Origin of the sequence: Treponema sp. UBA753, from assembly GCF_002297325.1 — a bacterium.
Taxonomy (GTDB): Bacteria; Spirochaetota; Spirochaetia; order Treponematales; family Treponemataceae; genus Treponema_D.
In genome coordinates this window covers 18,739-42,805 of record NZ_DBKJ01000065.1, presented here as the reverse complement: position 1 = coordinate 42,805, position 24,067 = coordinate 18,739, and the positions used below count along the sequence as shown (strand labels likewise).

The window sequence follows — 24,067 nt, the reverse complement described above, 5'->3', positions numbered from 1 at the left end:
ATGTTTTCAGATTTTGGAAAAAAACTTACAGGAGAGTCTGGAATTTTACAATTGATGGAAGACTTGGGTGCGCCTCTTCCTGAAGGAAAAAAACTTTGTGCGCTTGGAGGAGGAAATCCTGCGCAGATTCCAGAACTTGAAAAAATGTACCGCGCCGAAATGGAACGCATAATGAAAGATGGCCGTGCGTTTGAAGATTTGATTGGAAAATACGATGGACCGCAGGGAAAAAATACATTTATAAATTCTGTCGCAACTTTTTTTTCAAAAAATTTCGGATGGAATGTAAAGCCAGAAAATATTGCTGTGTGCAACGGAAGCCAAAGCGCGTGCTTTTATCTTTTTAATCTTCTTTCTGGAACATTCACTTCGTCAGATGGAAAAAAAACTAAAAAGAAAATTTTATTTCCACTTGTGCCTGAATATGTAGGTTATGCGGATCAGGGAATTGAAAGCGAAACTTTTGAAAGTATTCCTTCACGCTTTGAAGAATACAGTGACAACACTTTTAAATATTTTGTTGACTTTGAAAAACTTGAGGAGCGTCTTAACAAGGACAATAGCATTGCAGCCCTTTGCGTAAGCCGTCCCACAAATCCTACAGGCAATGTTCTTACCGATGAGGAAGTTATGCGGATGTCTGCGCTTGCAAAGGATCATTCTATTCCACTGATTATTGACAACGCTTATGGTCTTCCGTGGCCGCATATAATTTTCAATGATGCAAAACCTTTCTGGAATGAAAATGTAATTCTTAGCATGAGCCTTTCCAAAATAGGTCTTCCAAGTTTACGCACTGGAATTATAATTGCCAGAAAAGAAATTGTTACTGCTCTTTCAAATTTGAATTCGATAATTGCGCTTGCTTCAGGAAGTCTTGGCCAGGCGATTGCTTCTAATCTTATTGAAAGCGGAAAACTGATTGAAGCCGCTTCAAATTTTGTGCGTCCGTATTACGAAAAGAAAAATAAATTTGCCCAAAGCCTTGTGCATAAATATTTTGCAGGAACTGATTATGCAGTGCATAAAGGTGAAGGTTCGATTTTCTTGTGGATTTTAATGCGAAAACTAAAAATCACAACAAAGGAACTTTACAAAAAACTTAAGGAGCAGGGCGTTGTAGTTGTTCCTGGCGAATATTTTTTCTTCGGAAATGTAGGCGCATTTAAAGACCATCCGCATTATTCAAAGTGCATAAGAATAAATTATGCACGCCCCGATGATGAGCTTGAAGACGGAATCAGAATTATTGCAGAAACCTACAAAGCAAATTCATAAAGGCAGGCAAATGAAAAAATTAATACTCCGCCTTTCAGTGTATTTTGCCGGACTTTTTGTTATGACAATCGGTATCGCTCTTTCTGTAAAATCAAATCTTGGAGTTTCTCCTGTCAGCTCGATTCCGTATACAATGACGCGCGTTTTTGGAATTGAAATGGGAAACGCAACGATAATTTTTCATTGTGCCTTGGTTCTTATTCAACTTTTGATTTTGCGGAAAAACTTTTCTCTTCTCGTCCTTCTGCAAATTCCTGTTGGCATTGTTTTCGGAAAATTTACAACGCTTTGCAATTTTCTTGCTGATTTTTTTCCAACTCCAGAATTTTTTATTTTGCGCCTTGCATTGTCTTTGCTAAGTTGTGTTTTTGTTGCAATTGGAATTTTCTTTTATGTTCCGGCGAATATTGTTCCGCTAGCAGGAGAGGGCTGCATGGGCGTAATTTCAAGAGTCACAAAAATTGAATTTGCAAAAGTGAAAATTGCATTCGACTGCCTGATGGTGCTTGTTTCTGTGGCAACTTGTCTTTTTGCTTTGCACAACTTTGGCAGTGTTGGCATTGGAACTGTGATTGCGGCGATTCTAGTCGGCTTTATTCTTGGATTTATCACAAAAAAGTTTTCAAAAGTCAAAGAAAGAGTTTTTGGCTTTTAAAATTTAAGAGGGAAAATTTTCCAAGTCAACCTGCAACTTCTCTTATTCATTCTCTGTATAACTTTGTGCAAAGTCGATTACACATTCATCTCTTCTATTTTCTTTGCATTCAGCATATCCTACGCCGGCTAAATTGTACTTTCTGTTCATAATATTTTTTCTGTGTCCGCGTGAATCTACTCCGTCGTCAATTAAAAATTTTACAACTGTATTTCTTGCGGTGTCTACGCAATAAAATATGTTCTCAGCTGTCGCCATGAATATGCCATATTTTCCTATTCTTTCAAATGGCGTCGAGCCGTCAACTCCTTTGTGTCCAAGCTGGTCAGTTACTACTTGGGTTTCCGCATGGTCTCTTGCAGCGCACGTGAGTGCTTTAGATGGAAGAAGCGGAGCGCGTGGACTTTGATTGTACATATAGTTTATGCATTCTTTTACAGCCGCAGGACCTTCTGTTGTGCGGGTTGTTCTGTTGTATGGACCTGCCGCCGACATTTTTTTTTCAACATAGTTATATCCATCGAAATTCTCTAGCCTTGGAACAATATATAAATCAGCGTATTGCTTTGGATTTGTTCTTGCCTTGTTCATTTCCAGAATTACGTTTTTTTCAAAATCGTCCAAGTAATCAACGTTTCTTGCAGTGTCAAGCGATTTAATGTTCCATAAAGAATTTTTGCTTTTTGATTTGGAGTTTGCAGTTTTGCTAGAATTTTGCTTGTTCTTGGCATTGGTTTGTGCTTTTTGCTGATTTCTTTTTTTGCCCGAAGCGTTGCTGTTTTTTCTGCTGGTGGAAACAGAATTCGCTGGCTTTGTTTTTTTGGGAGCAGAAGACTGGCAAAATAAAAATGCGGAAATAAAAATTGTAAATAAAACAAAAAGAAATTGTTTCTTCATAACTAGCCTCAATTGTGATTTTTAATCAGCTTTTATGTTGCAATGCCGTTGGTTTTACTCTTACGCTGAATGCCGGCACTTCTTTTGTTTCAAAAGTTTTTGGGTATCTTGCAAGTTCCGCTCGGAGTTTTGTTCCAAACGGAAGCTTTGTGCCCATTTTGTATTCAATTGATTTTCCAAGCTGAGCAACAAGTACCCATCCGTCATCGTCTTTTCGGCAGTTGGAAATTCCATCTATAATAAGTTTTTCAGGCAAGACAAAAGGTTGTGTTGCCATTTCAAATGTGCTCCTAACTCCAGGCTTGTAGTGAACTTGAAATCCTTGTTCTGGCGCATCTATTTTTGTAAAGATTGATTTTATCTGCTGGGAAACACGTTCATCAAGAAGACTTGAAATGCTGATTGCTTTGTCTGCGGTTTCAAGCAAATTCTGCGAAGCTCTTGTAATTGAAATTGGCGTTTTAAAATCGTAATAGATAACGAAAACTCGCACGCCTTCCGCTTTCAGGCCTGAAACAAGAACTGAAAGATCTCCGTCTCCTGCATAAAGAACAAGCGTGTCAAACCGTTCATCGCGGCTTTTTGTGTAGAATTCTTTTGCTGTGTTGAATACAATTGTTGTGTCTACAGCATCTTCTTTTAATGTGGGAAGCCTTCCGTTTGAGTTTTCCTGCGAGCGTAAGTTGAATGTGTTGCGCTGAAATCCAGCTTCGTCCAATGCCCTGTAGAATTTCTGGTTTTCACGGTCAAATTCCGCATTCGTTCCCATGAACACTTTTTTGTCCGAGAAAACGCATCTTTTTCCAGTTTCCGCTTCAATAAGTGAAGAAGTGTATTCTGTGAGAGCTGCAAAATTTATTGAGTAGTAATTTCCGTCAATTCCATCTTGCGCCAAGTGTGAAAAGCCTTTTCTTGTATAATTTCCGTCTATAACGAAACAGGCTCTTGCGATGTCTTCCATGATATATCCTCCGTATATTTTTATTCCGTGTATATTGCTTAGACTAGCTTTCAAAAGTTAGATAAGTTTTGAAAGCTAGCACCTTATACATTATACACTTAATATTTTCCTTCCCTGATTTGTATATTTTGCATGCAATGTTTATATAAAAAATATAAAAAAGTTCCGCGGACTTTGCAAGCGTTTCAAAAAAATAATCAGCTGAAAACATCTTCGGGCATTACCCCGAAGATGTTTATGACAGGCTATTTTGTTTTTATAAATCCTGTGATTGCAATAATCCAGCCGGCAATTATCATGTAAAATCCAAATGCTGCGTGCTTTAGAAATTCTTTTCCAACAAGACGTGCAAGCGCGCTGTTGTTCATCTGCACTACAAGAATTATTCCTCCCAGAATGCTTGCTGCGAGTGCAATCAGCTTAAAGAACTTTGCATTTTTTACTTTGACAAAATAAAGAACTGCACCTGCCACAGCACCGATAAAAATCAAAAGAATTCCCGTGCTTATTATAGAAGAATCTTTTGAAATAAGACTGAATCCGTTTGCTGTCTGTCCAAGAGCTTTGAACTGCGGACACAAAAATCCAATGGCACAAATTAACATTCCTACCAAATAAAGATGCTGGATAATTCCAACGTTCTTCTTTCCCATAATTTTCCTCGCTTTAGTTTGTGTGTTGTATGTGATTTTAAAAATGCGCTGCTTTGATTTTGTAAGAACTAAAAATTCTCCTTATCTGATTTTAAAGAATATTCCGAGCATTGCGACAGTGATTAAAAGCTGAATTATCATAAACTTGACAAGCACTTGCGTTGGAGACCAGCCTTTGTTTTTTCTCATGTGGTCGTGCAAAGGAAATCTTACTGTTTCAAAAATTGAAATATGGAAGAATCTTTTAAGCGCGACTTTTAAAAGTCCCACGCCGCCGTTTACAAAAATAATTGAAGAAGTTGCAAGGAATAAGAATGGGTTTCCGCTTACCATTACGCAAACGCCAATAAAAAATCCCAGCGCGCGTGAGCCTGCGTCTCCCATAAGGACTGAACTTGGAAACGCATTGTGCCACAAGTAGCCCATAAGAACTCCGGCAAGACAGAATGTTATTATTGCCCAGGAAGCTCCGTCTTTTAAATGCGGAACAAGAAGATATGTTGAAATATCAACGTGTCCAAGCACAATATAAAAAAGCGCGCCCATAGTCAAAAGAGCAATCAGAACTAAAGTTGAACTTAATCCGTCTACTCCGTCTGTGCAGTTTGTTGTGTTTACAGACATCCAAAGCATTATTACGGTTATGGCAACATAAAGCCAGCACGGAATGTGAATCGTAGTTGAAAAGAATGGAAACCAGAATCTAAGCCTTCCGTCTGGAGAAGTCTGAGAAAGGTAATGCATTAAAAGAAATGCCGCTGCAACCGCAATCACAAAATCCAAAAGAGCCTTTCTGTATTCTCCCCAGCCTTTTAAGCTTCTGTCGTCCAAAAATCCTGTAAGCATCATAAGCCAAGTAAGCGCAAGAATTCCAGATTGAAGATAATCTAGCGGAACAATTATAAAGCAAAGTATTACAAAGATTGTTATGAAAACGGCTCCGGAACCTGTAGGCTTTCCTTTTGCGGCTTCTTTTGTCAGTGTGAATTCTCTTCCTCTGTCGCTTGGAAGATACTTGTAGAATTTTGGAATTAATACTTTGGAAAGAAAAAATCCTGTGTAAAGCGCAAGCGCAATAAGAACTGTATATGACTGAAAAAGCCTAGCCGGTCCCCAAAAGTTTTTTAGCAAGCCGCCAAGATAGTAAATCAAAGTAAGACCCCTTTTATTGTAATTTTATAATAATATCATAAAAGCAATCAGCGTTCAATGTGTATTCTTTTGTTTTGTCTGAGCCGTGCCGATTTGATATGTTGATTTTTGCTAGGAATATTTTTATAATTTACAAAGTATTTTTAATAAGTCGGATTTTTTTCTTGCTGGGAGAGTGAAGGGAGTTTTCTGTGCCGGTTGAAGATGAAGAGTTTTTTGCTGAAAATATTGAAAATGTCAACAGGCTTACAACCGGCATTTTGCTGCTTGGAAATATTCTTGCGCCGCTTTTTATTGTTATCAGCAAGATTGGCATTTTTGAAATTCCCTATTCATATTCAGTTACACTTGGAATCGTCATAGCTTTATTTTCTATTATTCAGAGCATTTTTGTCTATGTTTTCCGCTGGCACAGAATTCCCATGGTTTTCGGGCTTTGCGTTATGGCGGCGATTCTGGTATACATGGGAACAAACGGACATATCGGAATAAATATTTCTTATGCGCTTGTAGTTTTTCTTAGCTGTCTTTATTACAATGCCGTGCTTACAAGATGCATTGCGCTTGTCTGCTATGTTTTTATGATTGTTTCAATTTATTTCCGCGCAAAAATTATGTGTGTCAGCTTTAACACAACTGAAAGCTTTTACTTTTTTTCGCAGAGCGCAGGTTTTACAATTGAATTTGTTTTTTCCTACATTATAGCGGTTGCTCTTTCTAAAAGAAGCCATTCCACTCTTAGCCGCGCGCTTACAAAGGCTTTTCAGCTGAAAGATACTCAAATGAAGATTATGGAATTTATTCCAAGAATGCTTGAAAGCCACGAGCTTTTTACAGGCCACCACGTTCGCCATACTGTTAAATACGTCGAGCTTATTTCAAGGGAACTTGTAAAGGAAGGACATTACAAGGAAATTCTTACGGAGCAGGCAATTTCCGTTTATTCCGCTGCGGCAAACTTGCACGACATTGGCAAAGTTCATATTCCGGACAGCATTCTTAACAAGCCTGGAAAATACACTTATGAAGAATTTCAAATGATGAAAGCTCATCCTGCTGAAGGAAAGAGACTTGTGCAGCTTTTGCCTATGATAAACAGAGGCTGGTTCAATATGATTGCGGAACAGATGGCTTACTGCCACCATGAAAAATACGACGGAAGCGGTTATCCGAACGGACTTTCAGGAAATGAAATTCCACTTTGCGCTCGCATAATGGCTGCCGCTGATGTTCTTGACGCTCTTTTAAGCTGGAGACCTTATAAACAGCCGTTTTCTATTGAGCGCACAATTGAAATTTTTAAGGAATCAAGCGGAAGCCATTTTGAGCCTTGCATTGTGGATGCCGTTATAAATATTGCTTCGGTTATTGAAGAAGTGTCAAAGTCATTTCGCAAGCAAGAAATTGAAGACGAGCAGAAAGAGTACGACTGGAGGCTTCAGCTTGTTGAAGGTCGTGAAAAGAACAAGTAAAACAGTTTCAAAGCAGTTTTGTTTTTACTGTCATTATTGTGCAGTAACCCGATAATCTATTTTTGCATTTTAATATCAGATTTGTATCTGCGATATTTCTAAAATTCTCGGCGAGAATTTATTAAAAACACGCCGTACTTTTTAAATTTTACGCCGAGAATTTTTAAAAACTCGGCGTGTTTTTTTAGGCTTTTGTGAATCCGGCTCCTATTTTGTTCATGGCTTCAAAGAATTCAGGAAAGCTTACAGAACAGCATTCCGAGTCTTTTACTTTTACTTCTTGGCCTTCTTTTAATCCAAGCCCTAGACAGGCAAGGCTCATTGCAACTCTGTGGTCAAGGTAGCTTTCAACTTCTGCGCCGTGCAAGATAAAGGCAGGGTTTGCTTTGCCGTCAGCAAGAACTGGCGAATGTCCGTGGATAACCAAAAAGTCTTCGCCTTCTTCTACTTGCGCACCGAGTTTTTCAAGTTCGCTTTTTAAAACTTTTATGCGGTCTGTTTCCTTTCTGCGGCAAACTCCAATGTCTTCAATAAATACAGTTCCTTCCACAAAGCACGAAACTGCGGCAAGAGCGCAAACTGCATCAGGAAATCCAGAAAGATTTACGTGAAGCTCTTTGTCTTTTAAAAGTTCCGTGGAAAGTCTTCCAATTCCGTTTGTGGCTTTTTTTCCGCCGCGCACTTTGAGTGAGCAGTTTTCCTTGTCAAGCACAATGTCTGCTCCGAGGGATTTTAGAACTTCGACTATTGCTTCATCTCCTTGAGTTCCGCTTAAGTCTACGTTGTCAATTACAAGCTCGCTGTCTGTAATCAAGGTTGCAATCAGCGGAAATGCCACAGCTTCCCAGTCGCTTGGAATTACTTTGTCGAATGCCTTTATTTTTACAGGACCGTCAACTTCTATATGCTTAAAGTCCTCTGACATTCTGACTTTTACTCCGCAGCTTTCAAGCCACTTTTGGGTCATGTAAAGATAAGGAGTTTCTTTTGGATTTGAAAGTTCGATTTTAAGAGTTCCGTTCAGCCTGCAAGCTGCCATCATCATTCCGGAAACATACTGGCTAAGCTCGCCTCCTGTTTTTACTGTGTTGTTTGCATTTATAGGGCCTTTTATGAGCATTGGACAGGTTCCGCTTTTTTCTTCCGCAGTGAATGCCTGAGCTCCAAGTTGTCTTAATGCGTCTACAACGTGGCTTACGGGACGTTTTCTTATGCTTTCGTCTCCAGTGAATACGCTCCAGCCTTCAAATGTAGCTGCAATTGGCGACATAAAGTAAAGCAACGAGCCGGAATTTCCTACGTCAACGATGTTGCTTGGCAAATGAATTTCGCTTCCTGCTCCTTGGACTGTCCAAGTCTGTCCGATTTTTATCGACCCTTCTTCCAGTTTGATTTTTGCGCCCATAAGAGGAACTGCACGGCTTGCGCTAAGACAGTCTGCGCTTGGAAGTGGATTGCGTATATATGAAGTTCCTTCTGCAAGGGATGCAAGCAAAAGCGCTCTGATTGTATGTGACTTAGAGCCTGGAACTTGAATATGTCCGTTGAGGTTTGTTTTTTTTGCAATGATTTTCATAGATGCTGATTATAGCAAAAAAAGAATCTGTACGCAATTTGCTTTATTTGCGCAATGGAACGAAAGTTTGTCTTGTTTGCATAAAAAAAAGGCACTGCACGAATTTGCGCAGCACCATAAATACTTTATGAACTTGCTATTCAGAAAATCTTATTTCCTGCCAAAGCTCATTGTATTTGTCCAAGTCTTCTCCAAGATCTTCTTTTAGAACACAGTTTGACATTTGGTCTGCCTCGTACATTGCTTTTGTTGTCATGTACTGGGCAGCGTTTTTGTTCACAAAGCAAGGGAAGTGGAATGCGTCAAGGAATTTAGCGTAGACTTCCGGGCGATGAATATAGTTTACAAATTCATTGGCTAGGTCGTAGTGAGGAGCATCTTTTAGAATGCACATGCTGTCAAGGTAAGAAGGTCCGCCTTCAGCTGGAATAAAGAAATCGATTGTTTCTTCCCATTTATCTTCTGGAACTTCGCCGAAAACAACTTCTGCATATCCTTGGCAAAGCCAGAAGTCGCCGGAAGCAAATGACTTTCCGAATCCTTCAGCGTCGAACTTTACGAGGTTTGGCTTCCAGTTTTTTATTATGTAGTCCGAAGCTTCTTTCAGCTCGTTTTTGTCAACTGTGTTTATGCTGTAGCCAAGTGTTGTAAGAGCGTCTCCGATAACTTCGCGCATATCGTCCATCATTGTGGCGTGTCCTGCAAACTGCTTGTCTGAAAAAATATTCCAGGTTCTTTCATATTCCGCGGAAACTTTTGTCTTGTTCACGGCGATTCCAGCGGCTCCAAGATAATATGGAACGCAATATTTCATCTGAGGATCGTAATCTGCCTTTTCAAACACAAGCGGATTTATGTGGCTTTTGTTTGTCATCTTGCTCTGGTCAAGCTCACGGAACATTCCCTGCTTAATCATGATTGAACAGTAGTCCTGTGACGGAACAACTATGTCGTATCCTTTTGCTCCTGCTCTTAGCTTTGCGTACATTTCTTCATTTGAAGCGTAGCTGTCTACTTTTACTGTGCAGTTGAACTCTTTTTCAAAGTCGCGCAAAACTTCATCCGGCGTGTAGTAAGTCCAGTTGTAAAGGTAGACTTCATTTTCTTTCTTGCATGAAAAAAATGAAACAGAAGCGCAGGCGATAAAAGCTGAAATAATTGAGCAAACTCTTTTTTTCATAAAAACTCCTTTGCAAGACCGGTATTAAGCCAGTTTTGCTTTTTTGTAGAATGAATTATCTTGATGCCGCAAATGTTTTAAGTCGGCTTCTAAGCAGGATTGCAATTGCGCAGATTATCAAAATCAGCACAAAAGAAAGCGAATTGATTACAGGACTTACGCCGAATCTTATAAGCGAATAAACGTAAAGTGGAAGTGTTGTGCTTCCTGGTCCTGAAACAAGAGCCGTTATAACGTAATCTTCAAACGACATTGTTATGCTCATCATAAAGCCGGAAATAATTCCAGGCATGATTGCAGGAACAATTACTTTTGTAAGCGTCTGAAATTCGTTTGCGCCCAGGTCGTGGCTTGCTTCTATAATTGAATAGTCAAATTCGTCAATTCTTGCGCTTACCATAAGATAAACAAATGGAAGGCAGAATGTTGTATGCGCAATAAAAATTGTAAAAAGACCGAGAGAAAGTTTTATTCCGCTGAAAAAAATCAAAAGCGAAATTCCCATGATTACTTCCGGCAGAACCATCGGCAAAAAGCTGATTGACTGAATGTAGGATTTTCCGAAGAATTTGTACCAGCTGATTCCAATTGCTGCCAAAGTTCCAAGAACAGTTGCTGTAATTGCAGATGTTATGGCTACAATAAAACTGTTTAAAAGCGCGTGCCACAAAGGTTTTGAGCTGAATATGAGTTTCTGGTACCAAATGAACGAAAAATTTGTAAATGTTGTGTCTTTTGATTCGTTGAATGAAAAAAACACAATTACAAACAGCGGCAAAAACAAAAATAAAATTGAAAGGCACAATATCGTGTTCGACAAGCTGAATTTTGGATTGCGCTTTTTCCACTGGCGTTTTGCGTGCCTGTTTGACTCGCTTTTGGGAATCGACTTGTATTTTTTGTTTAACAATAAAATCGGATTTTTCATTTGCTTCCTTCAAGGCTGGCTTTGGAAATGCTTTCGGCAATGCTTGATGTTGTGTCTTCTTTGTTCAATTTTTTGTTCAAGTCTGCTTCTTTTTTTCCTGTTGAAAGCATTAGCAGAACTCCCGCCATGCTTATAACTGTAATTACAAGGCTGAATGCTGAAGCTAGCGGCCAGTTGCGCACTTTCTGAACTTGGTCAACAATTATGTTTCCAAGCATATAGCTGTCTTTTCCGCCTACAAGCTGCGGAACTGTGTATGTTCCAAAAATTGGAATAAATGTAAAAATTACCGCGCTCAAGATTCCGCTTTTAATTCCCGGAATTAAAACTTTAAACATTGACTGCATTTTTGTCGCGCCAAGATCCCGGGCAGCTTCAAGCAGTGTAAAATCAAATCTGTCCACCGCTGTAAAAACTGGAAGAATCGCGTAAGGCAAATACATATAAATGCTTACAAGAATAACTGCTTCGCGTGTAAACATAAATTTATGCGGAACAAATTCTTTTGTAGAACCCGTTATCTTGCAAAGAATCAAATGCAAATTTGAAAGCAACTGGTTAAAAAGCCCGTTGTCTCCAAGAATTGTAATCCAGGCAAAAATTCTTATAAGGCTGTTTGTTAAAAACGGAACAATAACAAGAATCAAAAGAAGTGTTTGGTGCTTGCTTCTTGCCATTGCATATCCGCACGGAAGTGAAATGATAATTGTAACTGCTGTGGCGATTATTGTAATCCAAAGTGTGCGCAAAAATATAAGACCGTAAGCCGGGCTTAGCATCTGCTCGTAGGCTTTAAGCGAAAATTCCCTTGTAACTCCGCCGTAAACATCGCGCTTTAAAAATGAGTAGCATATAATTATAACTAGCGGCACAATAAAGAAAAGTGAAAACCAAGCTCCCATTGGCCAAGCGTATGCAGGACCGGGATTCGCCTTTTTATATTTTGCACCGTAAGCCTTTGAAGCTAGCCTGAGCTGAAAGCTTTTGTGTTCTTTCTTTTCTTGCTTGCTTTTCATGTGTTTATGTCCTCAACAATGTAGCCGTCATCTGCTGACCATGAAACAAAAACTTCATCTTTCCATGCGATTTCCGGACCGTCATCAAGATAGTTTGTGTGCTGCTTGAATACTTTTATGATTGCTCCGTTTTCAAGGCGCACGTAGAATTTAGACTGAAATCCTGTGTAAACCGGTTCTTCTACAATTCCTTTGAAAACATTGATGTCTTTTCTTCCGCCTACATTCGGCTCTTCAAGAGTTATGCGGATTTTTTCCGGACGAATTGTAAAGCAGACTTTCTGACCTGGATCTGTGTGATCGTAATCTGTAACAAGAATATTTTTGTCTTCTTCGCGCATCGCCTGAGTTTCGCCCTTGAGCTTTGCCTGAAGTCCAAGAACTGGAGTATTCAGAGTTACATTGAATTCATCTTCTCCCTTGGAATTCTTGTGAGGCTCACAGGAAACAACTGTGCTTTCAAAAAGGTTTGTTTCTCCTATGAACTGCGCTACAAATTGTGTCGCAGGGCTTTCGTAAATTTCAAATGGAGTTCCGACCTGAAGAACTTTTCCTTGATTCATTACAGCGATTCTGTCGCTTACGGCAAGTGCTTCGCTTTGGTCGTGAGTAACGTAAATGAACGTGATTCCGATTTTGTCGTGCAATGCGTCAAGGTCAACCAAAAGATTTGCGCGCAGCTTTGCATCAAGTGCTGAAAGAGGCTCGTCAAGAAGCAAAACTTTCGGTTCGTTTATGAGCGCTCTTGCAATTGCCACACGCTGTCTTTGTCCGCCTGAAAGCTGATTCGGTTTTTTATACATGTGCTGGTCAAGCTGAACAAGATGCAGGTATTCCTTTACTTTTTCGTCGATTGTTTTTTTGTCAGTTTTTTTTAAGCGAAGCGGAAACGCAACATTTTCATAAACTGAAAGATGCGGAAAAAGCGCGTAGCTTTGGAAAACTGTATTGCTTTGGCGTTTGTTAGGCGGAAGAGGCACAACATTCTTGTCGTCAAAAAGAACTGCGCCTTCATCAGGAAATTCAAATCCTGCGATAATGCGGAGAAGTGTTGTCTTTCCACAGCCGGACGGTCCAAGCAGAGAAAAAAACTCCCCCTGCTTAATTGTAATGCTGATGTCATCAAGCGCATGGAACGAGCCAAAATGCTTGGACACGCTATTAATAGAAACTGTACTTCCGTTCACTAGGGTACAACTCCTTCCTGAGTGATAAAAAGGCCTTTGCCTGGCAAAACAAGGCTCTTATAGACTTTAAAGTCTAAGGCTTAATTTGTATTTAATACGTAAAAAAGTCAATAATTTTTGAAAAAATAAGTGGAAATTTATAAAAAAACTTTTTGCGCATTTTTGCGGAATTTATTGTAGAAAGTTGAAATTTTATGCTGTTGAACCTATTTATCTTTATTGCTATTATACTTGCTCATTATGAACCGCTATGTTTTTGCCCAGGCACTTAAAATAACTGCGCCTGTGTTTTTTGGATATATCGCGATTGGAATTGGATTTGGAATGCTGCTTGCGAATGCGGGCTATCCTTGGTGGCTTGCCGTTCTTTCGGGGCTTATTATGTATACTGGTTCCGGGCAATATTTTATAGTCGGTCAGCTTGCTTCGGGAGCTTCTTTTGCTGAAATAATTCTTGTTCAGTTTTTGCTTAGCATCCGGCATATTTTCTATGGACTTTCTCTTATTTCAAAATACAAAAATGCCGGCGGAAAAAAGCCGTATCTTGTTTTTGCGATTACAGACGAAACTTTTGCGCTTGTCCAGGGAATTGAAGTTCCGCCTCGAGTAAATAAAATTTCATTTTATGCGATTGTTTCCGCGCTGGATCAAAGCTACTGGTGCTTGGGAAGTCTTATTGGCGCTGTGGCTTATACTGTTATGGACCGCTACGGGCTTGGAAAATTTTTAACTGGAGTTGATTTTGCTCTGACTTCGCTTTTTATAGTTCTCTTGATTGAGCAGCTTAAATCTTCAAAGGATTGTGTGCCAGTCTTGTTTGGCGGAATTGCCGCTGTAATTTCCGTTGTGCTTTATAAAACTGGCGTTTTTGGCTCGTCAAATATAATATGGGTTTCAATTTGCGTGGCTCTTGGAGCGATGCTTTTGGTAAGAGGTCCGTCATTTTTTGCAAAAGAAAAAATTCTTTCAAATTCTAAATCGGAGGAATTGGCATGAAAGAATCTTATAGCCTTCTTATGGCTTTGGCAGCTATTTTTGTTTCTGGGGCAGTTATTTATGGAACTCGCTTGCTTCCGTTTATTGCCTTCAGCAGAAAAAATCCGCCTGCGATAATCCGTTTTATTGAAAAATATACGCCGTCTTTAATCATGGCGGTTTTGGTCGTTTATTGCTTTAAGGACACAAGCTTTTTGAGTTCTCCTTTTGGAATTCCGCATTTAGTCGCTTCCGTGGCAACAGTTGTCATTCATCTTGCATTTAAAAATTCCATGGTGAGCATTTTTTCAAGCACTGTGATTTTTATGGTTTTGTCCAGAATTATGTGAAAATCCTGAAAATTTTCTGTTTTAATGGTAATTATTAAAAGAATTGATTATACTTTGTGTAAATAGGAAATTTTTATTTTTGTGGCTGTGTTTGTAATGGAGGCAAATCATGGAATTAAAAGGTTCAAAAACTGAAGAAAATCTTAAGACGGCTTTTGCAGGTGAATCTCAGGCCCGCAACAAGTATACATTTTTTGCAAGCAAGGCCCGCAAAGACGGATTTGTACAGATTGCAAAAATTTTCGAGGAAACTGCTGAAAATGAAAAGGAGCATGCCAAGCTTTGGTACAAGTATCTTAACGGCGGAATAAAAAGCACTGCAGAAAATTTAAAGGATGCTGCGGAAGGTGAAAATTACGAGTGGACAGATATGTATTCTTCTTTTGCCAAGACAGCGCGTGAAGAAGGATTTATTGATATTGCCCAGAAATTTGAAGGTGTCGCCGCAGTAGAAAAAACACATGAAGAGCGTTACCGCAAGCTTTTGGATAACGTTACAAATGAGTGTGTTTTCAGCAAGGACGGAGACGTTATTTGGCAATGCTCAAACTGCGGACATATCTGCGTAGGAAAAAAAGCGCCTGACATTTGCCCAGTTTGCGCTCATCCGCAAAGTTATTTTGAAGTAAAAGCTGAAAACTACTAGATTAGTATTTTTGTATAAATGCCGTTTTTGTTTTTGCAAGAGCGGCTTAAATAATTATGGAGTATTTTATGGTTTCATTGTTGATTGGAATTGTTTTGATTGGATTTTGCGTGTTTTCTTGTCTTGGCTTGAACTGGACTTCTGACATTGTTTCATTCCTGAAAGGATTTGCTCCGTGTTTTGCGGCTTTCTGCGGACTCATTTCTGTTTTTATAGGTTTTGCTGATATAAAGGACAAAAAAGAAGCAAAAAAAGAAGAAAATGCCGCTAAATCAATAGAAAAGAAATAAATTTCTTGTTCAGCGCAAATATTTTCAGTTGAATTTCTTGAATTTAATTGACTAAAAACCTGAAAACATGGTATCTTTTTTTACCCCGTATATATTGTTGGCAACTGCTCATTGCCTACAAACGTTTGAAGCTAGATGCAAAGTGGAAAACGTAATGTTTTATTTAGAAAGGTATATACATGAAAACTTATTTTGCTAAAAATGAAGATGTAAAAAATGACTGGTATGTCATCGATGCATCTGGAAAAACTTTGGGACGTGTAGCTGCAAAAGCTGCTTCTGTTCTTCGTGGAAAGCACAAAGCTTCTTATACACCGAACTCTATGTGTGGTGATTTTGTTGTAATTGTTAATGCTGAAAAAATTCAGGTTACAGGCAAAAAAGCTGACAATATGCTTTATCGCCATTATACAGGTTATGTACGTGGTTTGCGCTCTTATTCATTCAACACTCTTATTGAAAAACATCCTACAGAGCCTTTGAAGAGAACAATTTGGGGAATGCTTCCTCATAATCGCCTTGGACGCAAAATTATCGGAAACCTCAAGATTTACGAAGGTCCAGAGCATCCTCATGCAGCTCAGAATCCAAAACCTCTTGAAGTTTAAAATAGGAGCATATCGTGATTAAGAATTTAGCTATCGGTACAGGAAGAAGAAAAACTGCAACTGCTCGTGTTTTTATGCGCGAAGGTTCAGGAAAAATTGTTGTTAACGGAAAAGATATAAAAGACTATTTTGCAACAGAATCACAGGCTCGTCTTGTAATTCAGCCGCTTTTGGTTACATCAAATGTAAACAAGTATGATATTCTTATCAATGTTTGCGGAGGCGGTCTTAATGGTCAGGCAGCGGCTTGCTTGCATGGAGTTTCTCGTGCTTTGACTCAGGTAGATCCAGATGCACGTCCTTCTCTTAAGGCAAACGGCTATCTTACACGCGATTCTCGTATGGTTGAGCGTAAGAAATACGGTCAGCGTGGTGCTCGCCGCAGATTCCAGTTCAGCAAACGCTAAAATTGGTTATTCGCCAAATACAGCAGACTTTTACAGGAGTGTACGAAATTACACCTTCTGTTGGGTCTGCATTTTTTTTGCGTTCATGTTACCTTTCTCTTTTATCCGAAGAAAATCTTTTTGCTGGAGCGGAATTTTCTGATGAAGAAGCTTCGGATTTGCTGAATGCGGCGGTTGTTTATGGCGCAGAATTTGCTGCAATGACATATCTTGCGCGCGCTGAGCATTGCCGTGCTGGACTTGAACGCAAGCTTTTAAAAAAGGGAATTGAAAAAACGGCTGTAGAAAAAGCTTTGGATTATCTTGAGCAGTGCGGAAATTTAAGCGATGAGCGTTTTGCCGGTGCTTGGCTAAGAAGCCGTTCAATTGATCATGCTGAAGGAAGAATCCGGCTTGTGGCTGAACTTGCTTCCAGAGGTGTTGACCGGTCATCTTCAAAAAAAGCCCTTGATGAATTTTTTTCAGAAAAAGATGAGCTTGAAATTTGTCGCCGTGCCTACAAAAAATGCCGGCTGTTTAAAAAAGATCTGGATAAAATAAAAGCCTCTCTTATTCAGAAAGGCTTTACGTTAAAGCAAATCGGGATTGTTATTTCAGAAGATTCCTATTTGTAGTAATATGCTGGAAATTCAATTTGCGGTTCTAAAACTTCCATTACAGCGTCAGGAATTCCCAATGAGGCTTTTTTGAATTCTTTTGCGCTTCCCATAATAAGATTGTAAATGCTGTCTTCTTTTTTGTACGAAAAATCTGCAGTTTCATATTCTGCAAAGTCGAATTCCTTTCGCTGCATAGTTTCAATAAGCTCGTCCAAAGTTCCTATTGAATTTATGAGGGACGCTTCTTTTGCCTGCGCTGCTGTGTAGATTCTTCCGTCGGCAAGTTTATAAACTTCTTCTTTTGAAAGTCCGCGGCTTTCTGCGACAATATCCGTGAACTGCTCGTAACATTCATCAGCGATTGACTGCATTATTTCCTGCTGCTCCTGCGTCATTGGCTCGTTGAAATTTCCCATGAGCTTGTTGCGACCTGCGTGGATTGTTGTGGACTTGATTCCCCATTTTTCCATTAGTCCGGTTAAGTCCGTGAACTGGCCTGCAATAACGCCGATACTTCCTGTGAGAGAATTTCTGTTTGCCATTATGTAGTCAGCGGCACACCCAACGTAATATCCGCCGCTTGCTGCAAGAGAAGTGAAGTACGCATAGACTGGACGTTCTGTTTCTTTTTTGTATTTTTCCAGCGCAAGGAAAACTTCGTCTGCCTGATAGACTCCGCCGCCCGGAGAATTTATTATAAGAACAATTCCGCGGTTATTCATGTCTTCCTGCAAATCTTTTATTGTGGATAAAATCCATTCCTGATTATACGAATCGTTTGCTTCGGAAATTACGCCTTTTATAAAAAGTTTTGCAATGTATTCGTTCTTCGGAAATTTGTTTTCTTTTTTTCCGAGCAGCTTGTCTTTTATTTTTGCTTCTGAATTTGAAACTGCGGAAATTGTACTTTTTGTATTATTCAAAGCAGAGTTTGCCGTGGTAAATATAGAAATTGCAATTGCAAGAATAATTGTGCAGGCAAAAACCGCAAGTCCTTTTTTTGAATAATTTTTTGCCGAAAATTTTATTTTCATTATTTCCCCCTTTTTTGTTTTTACGCTTCAAAGTCCGCCGGTGTAAGCGAGCCTGTTCTGAATGCTTCTTCTTTCAGCGCATAATATGCGTTTGTAAATGACATTACTTCATAAGGCTTGACCCAAATTTGAAGAATGAAAATTGTAAGCAATGAAAGAAATTCCCAGCCCAAAAAACTTAGCGACATAAGAAACAAATCGCCTTTGTGGTTTCTGGTAAGAACCTTGCTTATGTTCATGGCTTTTGAAACTGAAATTTTTGGATTTTCCGCCAGAACAAAAAACATCTGCGAGTATGAAAATGCTTTTACAATTCCCGGAATTAAGAAAAGCAGGCTCCAAAGTCCGACCCATAAATAAAACCAAAGGAATCCAAGAAACGCTTTTACGAAATGTGAAAAACTGTTTACAAAATCTGAAAATTCAGCTTTTGCTTTTGTATTGTAAATCTGAATGAAAATTCTTAAAAATGCAAAAAAGAAAACGCTGTTTATAAAACTGATTAGCAAAAATAAAATAAGCCCGGTTGTTCCATCTAGGTTTTCCTGCGGAATTCCTGCCGCTATTGCTGTAATTGCCGCTGTTATCGCAAACGCAATTATTGGAGTTTTCATTTTTCCTTTCAGTTGCTCGCATGCCTGTTTTTTGTAAGAAATACGCTCAAACATAAATTCCCTCTATTATCAATATTTTATTTGTTCTTTATAATTTAATCGTTTTTTTTAATTTGCAAAAGAAGTTCTGAATAATATTTTTCTTCTATGCAGGATTTTTCGATTCCGCATTTTTCAAGAAGTTCAAATAAAATTTGCTGAACTTTTTTTACATCTTCATCTTTTTTTGATGGTGAAAGAATTTCAATTTCAAGAAAGTAGCCGAGCGGCGGAACATTGCAAAGTTCAAGAGTCGCCTTAAGATTTGTATTTTCAATTGAAACAGGAAGTTCCAGTTCCCAGTCCATGACTTCCTTGTGTTTTTTTAGTGCGGCTTTTAATCCTGCGTCGCAGAAAAATTGCTCCAGCGGTTCGGAAGATAAAATTTCAGTTTCAAGTTCTTCATTTAATTCTGTGCTGGAATTCTCGGATGCGCTCTTTATTTCTTTCCGCTTGTAAGTGAGGATGCTTCGAATTTTTTTTCCGCGTTTTTCTTTTCTGATTCTAATTTTGACTTTTGGATTCAGCGGACTTTCATAGTAAGTGTCGTCGCGAAAAACTTCCTGCTTGAATTCAGCGAAAGAATTTAATTTTTTTATAAGCTCATCTTTTTTGTAAACGTGCGCTTTGATTTCAATTTCATTCATCGGATTATTTTATCATATTTATCTTCAAATGAAAAATAATATATTTGAGAAGTTTTTGTAGAATGCGTTTTTGTTTATTGACAATGTTGTTTTAAAATGATACTATCCTTGTACATTTTGATTATCCTTGAAAAATTGAGCCACAAAAAAGGCTCTTTTTTTTTAGTCTGAAATGCTTTTTATTAAGCGTGTTTTTTTAGAGGTTTGACTTGGAGTATAGTTCTTTCGAGAATATTCCGTATTTTAATGAATGTTCCGCTGTGATGTCTGCGGAAGGTTTTAAGCTCGTGGAGCTTCATGTTGTTCCGCAGAATGGCAAGGTTAATATTTCTGCTGTAATATCTTCGGCGGATTCCCAAAAAGACATTGGTGTTTCAGATTGCGCAAAAGCGCACCGCGCATTGTTTTCAGAAATGGTTAAAATCCTTGGGAAAAATGAAGACGATATTTCTATGGAAATGTGTTCGCCGGGAATTGAACGCACTTTAAGAAATGCGGCTGAGTTTGAAATTTTTACAGGAAGAGAAGTCCGCGTCTGGGATAAAAATATAAATGACTGGGTTTGCGGAAAAATAAAATCTTCAGATAAAAATCAAGTTACATTGGAAATAGAAGGCGGCGGCGAAAAGTCTGTTGCCTATGCTGATATTGCTAAAGCAAAATTTTTACATTTATAAGGGGGCTTTGTTATGTCAGAAATGGCAGATGCAATCCGTGCACTTTCTGCAGAAAAAGGAATTGATGAATCTTCAATCAGGCAGACTATAGAGAGAATGATTCTTGCGGCGTATCAAAAATCATTTGGAAAAGGCTATGACAACTGCATTGTAAAATTTGCAGATGATATGTCGGATGTGAATGTCTATGCGCGCAAAACTGTTGTTGACGGCGTTTATGATCCTGTTATTGAAATTGAACTTGAAGAAGCGCAGAAACTTGCTCCAGAAGCTGTGATTCATGATACTCTTGATATTCCGCTTGATCCAAAACGCGATTTTGAGCGCGGCGCAGTTTCCGTTGGAAAACAGGAAGCTCACAAGGATTTGAATGAAAATTCTAGTAAAAAGCTTCTTGATGAATACAAGGAAAAAATCGGACAGATTATAATTGGATATTACCAGCGCGAGCATAAAGGAAATATTTATGTTGAGCTTGGAAAAGTTGAAGGCGTGCTTCCTGTAAAATATCAGAGTCCTCGTGAAGTTTATGAAAAGAACGACAGAATCAGGGCTTTGGTAAAGGATGTAAAAAAAGTTCCTTCTGGAATTCAGGTTGTGCTTAGCCGTACAGATGAAAATTTTGTAAAAAGCATTCTTGAACTTGAAGTTCCTGAAATTCAGGATAATACGATTGCTGTAAAAAGCATTTCGCGCGAGCCTGGCTACAGAACAAAAATTGCTGTGGCTTCAAACAAAATCGATGTGGATCCTGTTGGCGCTTGCGTTGGCTTGAAAGGTGTTCGTATTCAGAATGTAATCCGTGAACTTGAAGGCGAAAAAATCGATGTTTTGCGCTATGATGAAGATCCTCATGTGTTTATAAAAAATGCGCTTTCGCCTGCCGAAGTAAAGCATGTTGTAATTAAAGATGCTGAAAAAAGAGAGGCGCTTGCTGTTGTTTCTGACGAGAACTTTTCTATTGCGATTGGAAAACAAGGTTTGAACGTTCGCCTCGCAAACCGTCTTTGCAACTGGTCAATCGATGTAAAAACCGAAGCTATGGTTACAGATGAAGATCTTGTTGAAAATGACACAAGAAGAGCGGCGGAAGAACTCTTTGGCGGTTCAGAAAACGAATCGTATGAGGAAATTCTTACAGTTGCGCAGCTTCCTGGTGTTGACCAGCGTGTTGCTGAAATTCTTAAGGAAGCCGGATATGATGATATAGAAGTTTTCGTTTCGTCTTATGAAAGCGGAGCGTTGAATGGACTTGACGGTGTAACAAAAGAACAGCTAGATGAAGTCTATTCAATTATAAATGAAAACGTTGAATTTGAAGATGAGGAAGAGCCGCAGCAGACAGCAGATTCGGCAGAGGAAACTTCAGAAGAAGAATATTTCTGTCCTGAATGCGGTGAAAAAATTACACCGGATATGACAAGATGTCCGAAATGCGGTGTTGAATTCTCATTTGAAGAAGAGTAAGAGGTAATAGGATACAGTATGGCAGATGAATCAGAGAAAAAGACAGGCGTAGTTTTAAATAAGCATGTACAGGACTCTCATCCTGCAGGGGAAGCCAGTCCAAAGCGGAAGATTGTTATAAAAAGAAAAGCTCCTTCTGCAGAGGCGGCAAAACAAGAACAGAAAAAAAGAATTCACGTAGTGTCTAAAAAGACTCCTGATTCATCTGTTAAATCTGAGGATGCAAAAACTGAAGTTCCTGTTTCCCAGGAAAAGGCTATTTCAGCGGAAGATAAGAAGCCAGTTGCTCCTGTTGCCCAAACTGCAAAGCCTCAGGTTCAGACTTTGGAATTTCCTAATGTTCGCCCTAATGTTAAGGCAGGAAATTTGAGCGGCGGAAGAAGCCGTTATTCAAATAATGGAAGCGGCCGCAGAGATGGCGGATTCACTGGAAGTCAAGCTAGAGAAAGCTACCAAAACCGCGAAAGACAAAATAATTTTAACCGTAGCAATCCGCAGGGATCAAATTTTGGAAACCGCAACGGTTCTTTCCGCGGAAATCCAAATGGCGGATTCAACAGAAACAACGGGCAACCTGGCGGATTTAACCGTGGTCCAGGCGGTTTCAATAGAAATGGAACTGGCGGAGGCTTCAATCGCGGGCCAGGCGGATTCAACAGAAACAACGGACAGCCTGGTGGATTTAACCGTGGTCCAGGTGGCTTTAATCGCGGGCCAGGCGGGTTTGCTGGTGGAGCAGGGCGCCCAGGATTTGGCGGACCTCGTCCAGGCGGATTTGCAGATCCTTCAGCTATTGCAGGAAACAAAGCTCCGGCTAAAAAACAGTTCAAGGGTAAAAAACAAGTTTATAATAGAAAAGATAAAGAAGATTTCTTTGACGAGGAAGAACTTTATCAGAACAAAAAACATGATTCAACTCCGGCAAGTGTTGTTCCAGAGAAAATTGAAATCATGGAGACAATTTCTGTTTCAGATCTTGCCCGCAAAATGAATCTTAAGGCAAGCGAAATTATCGGCAAACTTATGTCAATGGGAATGATGGTTACAATCAATCAGTCCATTGATTCTGACACGGCGACAATTCTTGCTTCTGAATACAATTGTCAGGTTCATCTTGTAAGTCTTTACGATGAAACTGTTATTGAAAGCGACAAGGGAAGCTCTGAAGGTGAGCGTACTCGTCCTCCGATTGTTACTGTCATGGGACACGTTGACCACGGAAAAACGAAAACTCTTGATGCAATCCGCAATGCTGATGTTGCCGCTGGAGAAGCAGGTGGAATTACGCAGAAAATCGGTGCCTATCAGGTTTCAACTCCGAAGGGCGTAATTACTTTCCTTGATACACCGGGACACGAAGCGTTTACAATGATGCGCGCGCGCGGTGCACAGATTACAGATATTGTTGTTCTTGTTGTTGCGGCGGACGATGGCGTTATGCCTCAGACAATGGAAGCTATAAACCATGCAAAGGATGCAAAAGTTCCAATTATTGTTGCGGTCAACAAAATTGATAAGCCGGATGCAAATCCTGAAAAAGTTATGACACAGCTTTCTGAGCTTGGACTTACTCCGGAAGCTTGGGGCGGCGACACTCAGTATGTAAATATTTCAGCATTGAAGCATCAGGGAATTGATGATTTGCTGGATGCAATTCTTATTCAGGCTGAAGTTCTTGAACTTAAGGCACAGTATGATTGTCGCGCTGAAGGAAAAGTTATTGAAAGCCGTACTGACCAAGGACGCGGTGTTGTTGCATCTGTTGTTGTTCAGCGCGGAACTTTGCACATCGGTGATCCTTTGGTTGCAGGAATTTATTCAGGACGTGTTCGTGCTATTTTCAATGACCGCGGACAAAAAATTCAAGAAGCGACTCCTTCAATGCCAGTGGAAGTTCTTGGACTTGAAGCTATGCCGAATGCCGGAGATCCTATTCAGGTTACAGAAACTGAAAAAGATGCGCGCGCATTTGCCGCAAAACGTCAGGAACTTAAACGCTTTGAAGATGCAAAGGCTGTCAAAAAAGTTACGCTCGACAATTTGTATTCAACAATTGAAGCAAGCGAAGTCAAAGAGTTCAAGGTTATCATCAAGGCTGATTTGCAAGGTTCTGCGGAAGCCCTTAAAACTTCTCTTGAAAAACTCAGCACAAAGGAACTTAGGCTTGTTGTTATCCATTCAAGCGCAGGCGCAATCAATGAAAGCGATGTTACTTTGGCCGCCGCTGATGAAAATGCAATTATTATCGGATTCAATGTCCGCCCGACTCCAAAGGCAAAAGTTTTGGCTGAACAGGAAAAAGTTGAAATTCGCAAGTACAACATTATCTACAAGTGTGTTGAAGAAATTCAGCAGGCTATGGAAGGAATGCTTCAGCCTGACACAAAAGACGAAACAACAGGAACTGCGGAAGTTCGCAACACTTTCAAAGTTCCAAAGATTGGCGTTATTGCCGGATGCTACGTTACAGATGGTGTCATCAAAAAGACTTGCAGCGTAAATGTTATCCGCGACGGCGTTGTTATTTACACTGGAAAAATTGCTTCTCTTAAAAGATTCAAGGACGATGCAAAGGAAGTCAAAGATGGATTTGAATGCGGTATCGGAATTGAAAACTGGCAGGATCTTCAGATTGGAGACCAGCTTGAAGCTTTTGAGACAATCGAAGTTAAACGCAAGCTCGGAAAAACTTTGGCAGATGAACAAGCAGAAGCAGAAAAGAAAAATGCCGCTAGTGAGGATTCTGCTGAATAAAAGGA

The 24,067-nt window shown here is 39.5% G+C and carries 25 protein-coding genes; 13 read left to right on the top strand and 12 right to left on the bottom strand.

The features are described 5' to 3' along the window. A complete protein-coding gene (locus tag B4C08_RS05710) occupies positions 1-1,278 on the top strand; it encodes a valine--pyruvate transaminase (protein WP_296663869.1) in 1,278 nt (425 codons plus the stop codon). Positions 1,279-1,288: 10 nt separating this feature from the next. Next, positions 1,289-1,933 carry a YczE/YyaS/YitT family protein gene (locus tag B4C08_RS05705; protein WP_296663867.1) on the top strand — a complete coding sequence of 215 codons (645 nt, stop codon included), beginning with the start codon at positions 1,289-1,291 and terminating at the stop codon, positions 1,931-1,933. A gap of 42 nt (positions 1,934-1,975) precedes the next feature. On the opposite strand, the gene B4C08_RS05700 is transcribed toward B4C08_RS05705, so the two are convergent. The 4 genes from B4C08_RS05700 to B4C08_RS05685 all read right to left on the bottom strand — a co-directional run bounded on the left by B4C08_RS05700 (position 1,976) and on the right by B4C08_RS05685 (position 5,596). Next, a complete protein-coding gene (locus tag B4C08_RS05700) occupies positions 1,976-2,830 on the bottom strand; it encodes a CAP domain-containing protein (protein ID WP_296663865.1) in 855 nt (284 codons plus the stop codon). A 25-nt stretch (positions 2,831-2,855) separates the two neighbouring features. After that, positions 2,856-3,791, bottom strand: a complete 936-nt coding sequence (locus B4C08_RS05695; protein WP_296663864.1) for an NYN domain-containing protein — start codon at positions 3,789-3,791, stop codon at positions 2,856-2,858. A gap of 245 nt (positions 3,792-4,036) precedes the next feature. Continuing rightward, positions 4,037-4,444 (bottom strand): hypothetical protein, encoded by a 408-nt coding sequence (locus B4C08_RS05690; RefSeq protein ID WP_296663862.1) that lies wholly within the window; start codon positions 4,442-4,444, stop codon positions 4,037-4,039. An 81-nt stretch (positions 4,445-4,525) separates the two neighbouring features. Beyond that, positions 4,526-5,596, bottom strand: coding sequence for a phospho-N-acetylmuramoyl-pentapeptide-transferase (locus B4C08_RS05685; RefSeq protein ID WP_295795636.1), 1,071 nt, complete (start codon positions 5,594-5,596; stop codon positions 4,526-4,528). A 191-nt stretch (positions 5,597-5,787) separates the two neighbouring features. Between B4C08_RS05685 and B4C08_RS05680 the strand changes: the two genes are divergently transcribed. After that, positions 5,788-7,068, top strand: a complete 1,281-nt coding sequence (locus B4C08_RS05680) for an HD-GYP domain-containing protein (protein WP_296663860.1) — start codon at positions 5,788-5,790, stop codon at positions 7,066-7,068. A gap of 184 nt (positions 7,069-7,252) precedes the next feature. On the opposite strand, the gene aroA is transcribed toward B4C08_RS05680, so the two are convergent. The 5 genes from aroA to B4C08_RS05655 form a co-directional block, all read right to left on the bottom strand. After that, the gene (gene aroA / locus B4C08_RS05675) at positions 7,253-8,644 is read right to left on the bottom strand and encodes a 3-phosphoshikimate 1-carboxyvinyltransferase (RefSeq protein WP_296663859.1); all 1,392 of its coding nucleotides are present in this window, start codon (positions 8,642-8,644) and stop codon (positions 7,253-7,255) included. Between the two features lie 136 nt (positions 8,645-8,780). Next, entirely contained in the window at positions 8,781-9,824 is a 1,044-nt protein-coding gene (locus B4C08_RS05670) for an extracellular solute-binding protein (RefSeq protein ID WP_296663857.1), read from the bottom strand. A gap of 55 nt (positions 9,825-9,879) precedes the next feature. Beyond that, positions 9,880-10,752, bottom strand: a complete 873-nt coding sequence (locus tag B4C08_RS05665; RefSeq protein WP_296014510.1) for an ABC transporter permease — start codon at positions 10,750-10,752, stop codon at positions 9,880-9,882. Continuing rightward, positions 10,749-11,768, bottom strand: coding sequence for an ABC transporter permease (locus B4C08_RS05660; protein ID WP_296663855.1), 1,020 nt, complete (start codon positions 11,766-11,768; stop codon positions 10,749-10,751). Before B4C08_RS05660 ends, B4C08_RS05665 begins: the two co-directional genes overlap by 4 nt. Continuing rightward, the gene (locus B4C08_RS05655) at positions 11,765-12,955 is read right to left on the bottom strand and encodes an ABC transporter ATP-binding protein (RefSeq protein WP_013702228.1); all 1,191 of its coding nucleotides are present in this window, start codon (positions 12,953-12,955) and stop codon (positions 11,765-11,767) included. The genes B4C08_RS05660 and B4C08_RS05655 overlap by 4 nt, the downstream gene beginning before the upstream one ends. A 240-nt stretch (positions 12,956-13,195) precedes the next feature. Here B4C08_RS05655 and B4C08_RS05650 point away from each other — a divergent pair, with 240 nt between their 5' ends. The 7 genes from B4C08_RS05650 (at position 13,196) to B4C08_RS05620 (ending at position 16,845) form a co-directional block, all read left to right on the top strand. Then, entirely contained in the window at positions 13,196-13,951 is a 756-nt protein-coding gene (locus B4C08_RS05650; RefSeq protein WP_296663854.1) for an AzlC family ABC transporter permease, read from the top strand. Next, complete coding sequence (locus tag B4C08_RS05645; protein WP_296663852.1) at positions 13,948-14,280, top strand: branched-chain amino acid transporter permease; 333 nt, start codon at positions 13,948-13,950, stop codon at positions 14,278-14,280. The genes B4C08_RS05650 and B4C08_RS05645 overlap by 4 nt, the downstream gene beginning before the upstream one ends. Before the next feature lie 109 nt (positions 14,281-14,389). Further along, on the top strand, positions 14,390-14,926 hold the full coding sequence (rbr, locus tag B4C08_RS05640; protein WP_296663850.1) for a rubrerythrin: 537 nt from the start codon (positions 14,390-14,392) through the stop codon (positions 14,924-14,926). Positions 14,927-14,994: 68 nt separating this feature from the next. Continuing rightward, entirely contained in the window at positions 14,995-15,216 is a 222-nt protein-coding gene (locus tag B4C08_RS05635) for a hypothetical protein (protein ID WP_294013488.1), read from the top strand. A 179-nt stretch (positions 15,217-15,395) separates the two neighbouring features. Continuing rightward, entirely contained in the window at positions 15,396-15,824 is a 429-nt protein-coding gene (gene rplM / locus B4C08_RS05630) for a 50S ribosomal protein L13 (protein ID WP_013702223.1), read from the top strand. A 14-nt stretch (positions 15,825-15,838) separates the two neighbouring features. After that, positions 15,839-16,231: a 30S ribosomal protein S9 gene (rpsI, locus tag B4C08_RS05625; protein WP_295795612.1), complete on the top strand. Its 393-nt coding sequence runs from the start codon at positions 15,839-15,841 to the stop codon at positions 16,229-16,231. Between the two features lie 38 nt (positions 16,232-16,269). Continuing rightward, positions 16,270-16,845 (top strand): regulatory protein RecX, encoded by a 576-nt coding sequence (locus B4C08_RS05620; protein ID WP_296663848.1) that lies wholly within the window; start codon positions 16,270-16,272, stop codon positions 16,843-16,845. Here the strand turns inward: B4C08_RS05620 and sppA are convergent. The 3 genes from sppA to cyaB are packed head-to-tail and all read right to left on the bottom strand — an operon-like array spanning position 16,836 to position 19,164. Beyond that, positions 16,836-17,864 carry a signal peptide peptidase SppA gene (gene sppA / locus B4C08_RS05615; protein ID WP_296663846.1) on the bottom strand — a complete coding sequence of 343 codons (1,029 nt, stop codon included), beginning with the start codon at positions 17,862-17,864 and terminating at the stop codon, positions 16,836-16,838. The two genes, B4C08_RS05620 and sppA, sit on opposite strands and share 10 nt — an antisense overlap. A gap of 20 nt (positions 17,865-17,884) precedes the next feature. Further along, positions 17,885-18,532 carry a DUF975 family protein gene (locus B4C08_RS05610; RefSeq protein ID WP_296663843.1) on the bottom strand — a complete coding sequence of 216 codons (648 nt, stop codon included), beginning with the start codon at positions 18,530-18,532 and terminating at the stop codon, positions 17,885-17,887. 41 nt (positions 18,533-18,573) lie between these two features. After that, on the bottom strand, positions 18,574-19,164 hold the full coding sequence (gene cyaB, locus B4C08_RS05605) for a class IV adenylate cyclase (protein ID WP_296663840.1): 591 nt from the start codon (positions 19,162-19,164) through the stop codon (positions 18,574-18,576). A 209-nt stretch (positions 19,165-19,373) separates the two neighbouring features. Between cyaB and B4C08_RS05600 the strand changes: the two genes are divergently transcribed. The 3 genes from B4C08_RS05600 to infB are packed head-to-tail and all read left to right on the top strand — an operon-like array spanning position 19,374 to position 24,062. Beyond that, a complete protein-coding gene (locus tag B4C08_RS05600; protein ID WP_296663838.1) occupies positions 19,374-19,841 on the top strand; it encodes a ribosome maturation factor in 468 nt (155 codons plus the stop codon). Between the two features lie 12 nt (positions 19,842-19,853). After that, complete coding sequence (gene nusA / locus B4C08_RS05595; protein ID WP_295795599.1) at positions 19,854-21,308, top strand: transcription termination factor NusA; 1,455 nt, start codon at positions 19,854-19,856, stop codon at positions 21,306-21,308. Positions 21,309-21,326: 18 nt separating this feature from the next. Continuing rightward, a complete protein-coding gene (gene infB / locus B4C08_RS05590; RefSeq protein WP_296663837.1) occupies positions 21,327-24,062 on the top strand; it encodes a translation initiation factor IF-2 in 2,736 nt (911 codons plus the stop codon). Positions 24,063-24,067 lie beyond the last annotated feature (5 nt).

What these genes read in the sequence shown, in the direction of transcription:
- B4C08_RS05660 (WP_296663855.1), bottom strand. Translation starts at nt 11,768, where the DNA reads ATGAAAAGCAAGCAAGAAAAGAAAGAACACAAAAGCTTTCAGCTCAGG.
- rbr (WP_296663850.1), top strand. Translation starts at nt 14,390, where the DNA reads ATGGAATTAAAAGGTTCAAAAACTGAAGAAAATCTTAAGACGGCTTTT.
- B4C08_RS05710 (WP_296663869.1), top strand. Translation starts at nt 1, where the DNA reads ATGTTTTCAGATTTTGGAAAAAAACTTACAGGAGAGTCTGGAATTTTA.
- B4C08_RS05635 (WP_294013488.1), top strand. Translation starts at nt 14,995, where the DNA reads ATGGTTTCATTGTTGATTGGAATTGTTTTGATTGGATTTTGCGTGTTT.
- B4C08_RS05665 (WP_296014510.1), bottom strand. Translation starts at nt 10,752, where the DNA reads ATGAAAAATCCGATTTTATTGTTAAACAAAAAATACAAGTCGATTCCC.
- B4C08_RS05695 (WP_296663864.1), bottom strand. Translation starts at nt 3,791, where the DNA reads ATGGAAGACATCGCAAGAGCCTGTTTCGTTATAGACGGAAATTATACA.
- B4C08_RS05610 (WP_296663843.1), bottom strand. Translation starts at nt 18,532, where the DNA reads ATGTTTGAGCGTATTTCTTACAAAAAACAGGCATGCGAGCAACTGAAA.
- B4C08_RS05700 (WP_296663865.1), bottom strand. Translation starts at nt 2,830, where the DNA reads ATGAAGAAACAATTTCTTTTTGTTTTATTTACAATTTTTATTTCCGCA.
- B4C08_RS05650 (WP_296663854.1), top strand. Translation starts at nt 13,196, where the DNA reads ATGAACCGCTATGTTTTTGCCCAGGCACTTAAAATAACTGCGCCTGTG.
- rplM (WP_013702223.1), top strand. Translation starts at nt 15,396, where the DNA reads ATGAAAACTTATTTTGCTAAAAATGAAGATGTAAAAAATGACTGGTAT.
- nusA (WP_295795599.1), top strand. Translation starts at nt 19,854, where the DNA reads ATGTCAGAAATGGCAGATGCAATCCGTGCACTTTCTGCAGAAAAAGGA.
- sppA (WP_296663846.1), bottom strand. Translation starts at nt 17,864, where the DNA reads ATGAAAATAAAATTTTCGGCAAAAAATTATTCAAAAAAAGGACTTGCG.
- infB (WP_296663837.1), top strand. Translation starts at nt 21,327, where the DNA reads ATGGCAGATGAATCAGAGAAAAAGACAGGCGTAGTTTTAAATAAGCAT.
- B4C08_RS05670 (WP_296663857.1), bottom strand. Translation starts at nt 9,824, where the DNA reads ATGAAAAAAAGAGTTTGCTCAATTATTTCAGCTTTTATCGCCTGCGCT.
- cyaB (WP_296663840.1), bottom strand. Translation starts at nt 19,164, where the DNA reads ATGAATGAAATTGAAATCAAAGCGCACGTTTACAAAAAAGATGAGCTT.
- B4C08_RS05645 (WP_296663852.1), top strand. Translation starts at nt 13,948, where the DNA reads ATGAAAGAATCTTATAGCCTTCTTATGGCTTTGGCAGCTATTTTTGTT.
- B4C08_RS05690 (WP_296663862.1), bottom strand. Translation starts at nt 4,444, where the DNA reads ATGGGAAAGAAGAACGTTGGAATTATCCAGCATCTTTATTTGGTAGGA.
- aroA (WP_296663859.1), bottom strand. Translation starts at nt 8,644, where the DNA reads ATGAAAATCATTGCAAAAAAAACAAACCTCAACGGACATATTCAAGTT.
- B4C08_RS05705 (WP_296663867.1), top strand. Translation starts at nt 1,289, where the DNA reads ATGAAAAAATTAATACTCCGCCTTTCAGTGTATTTTGCCGGACTTTTT.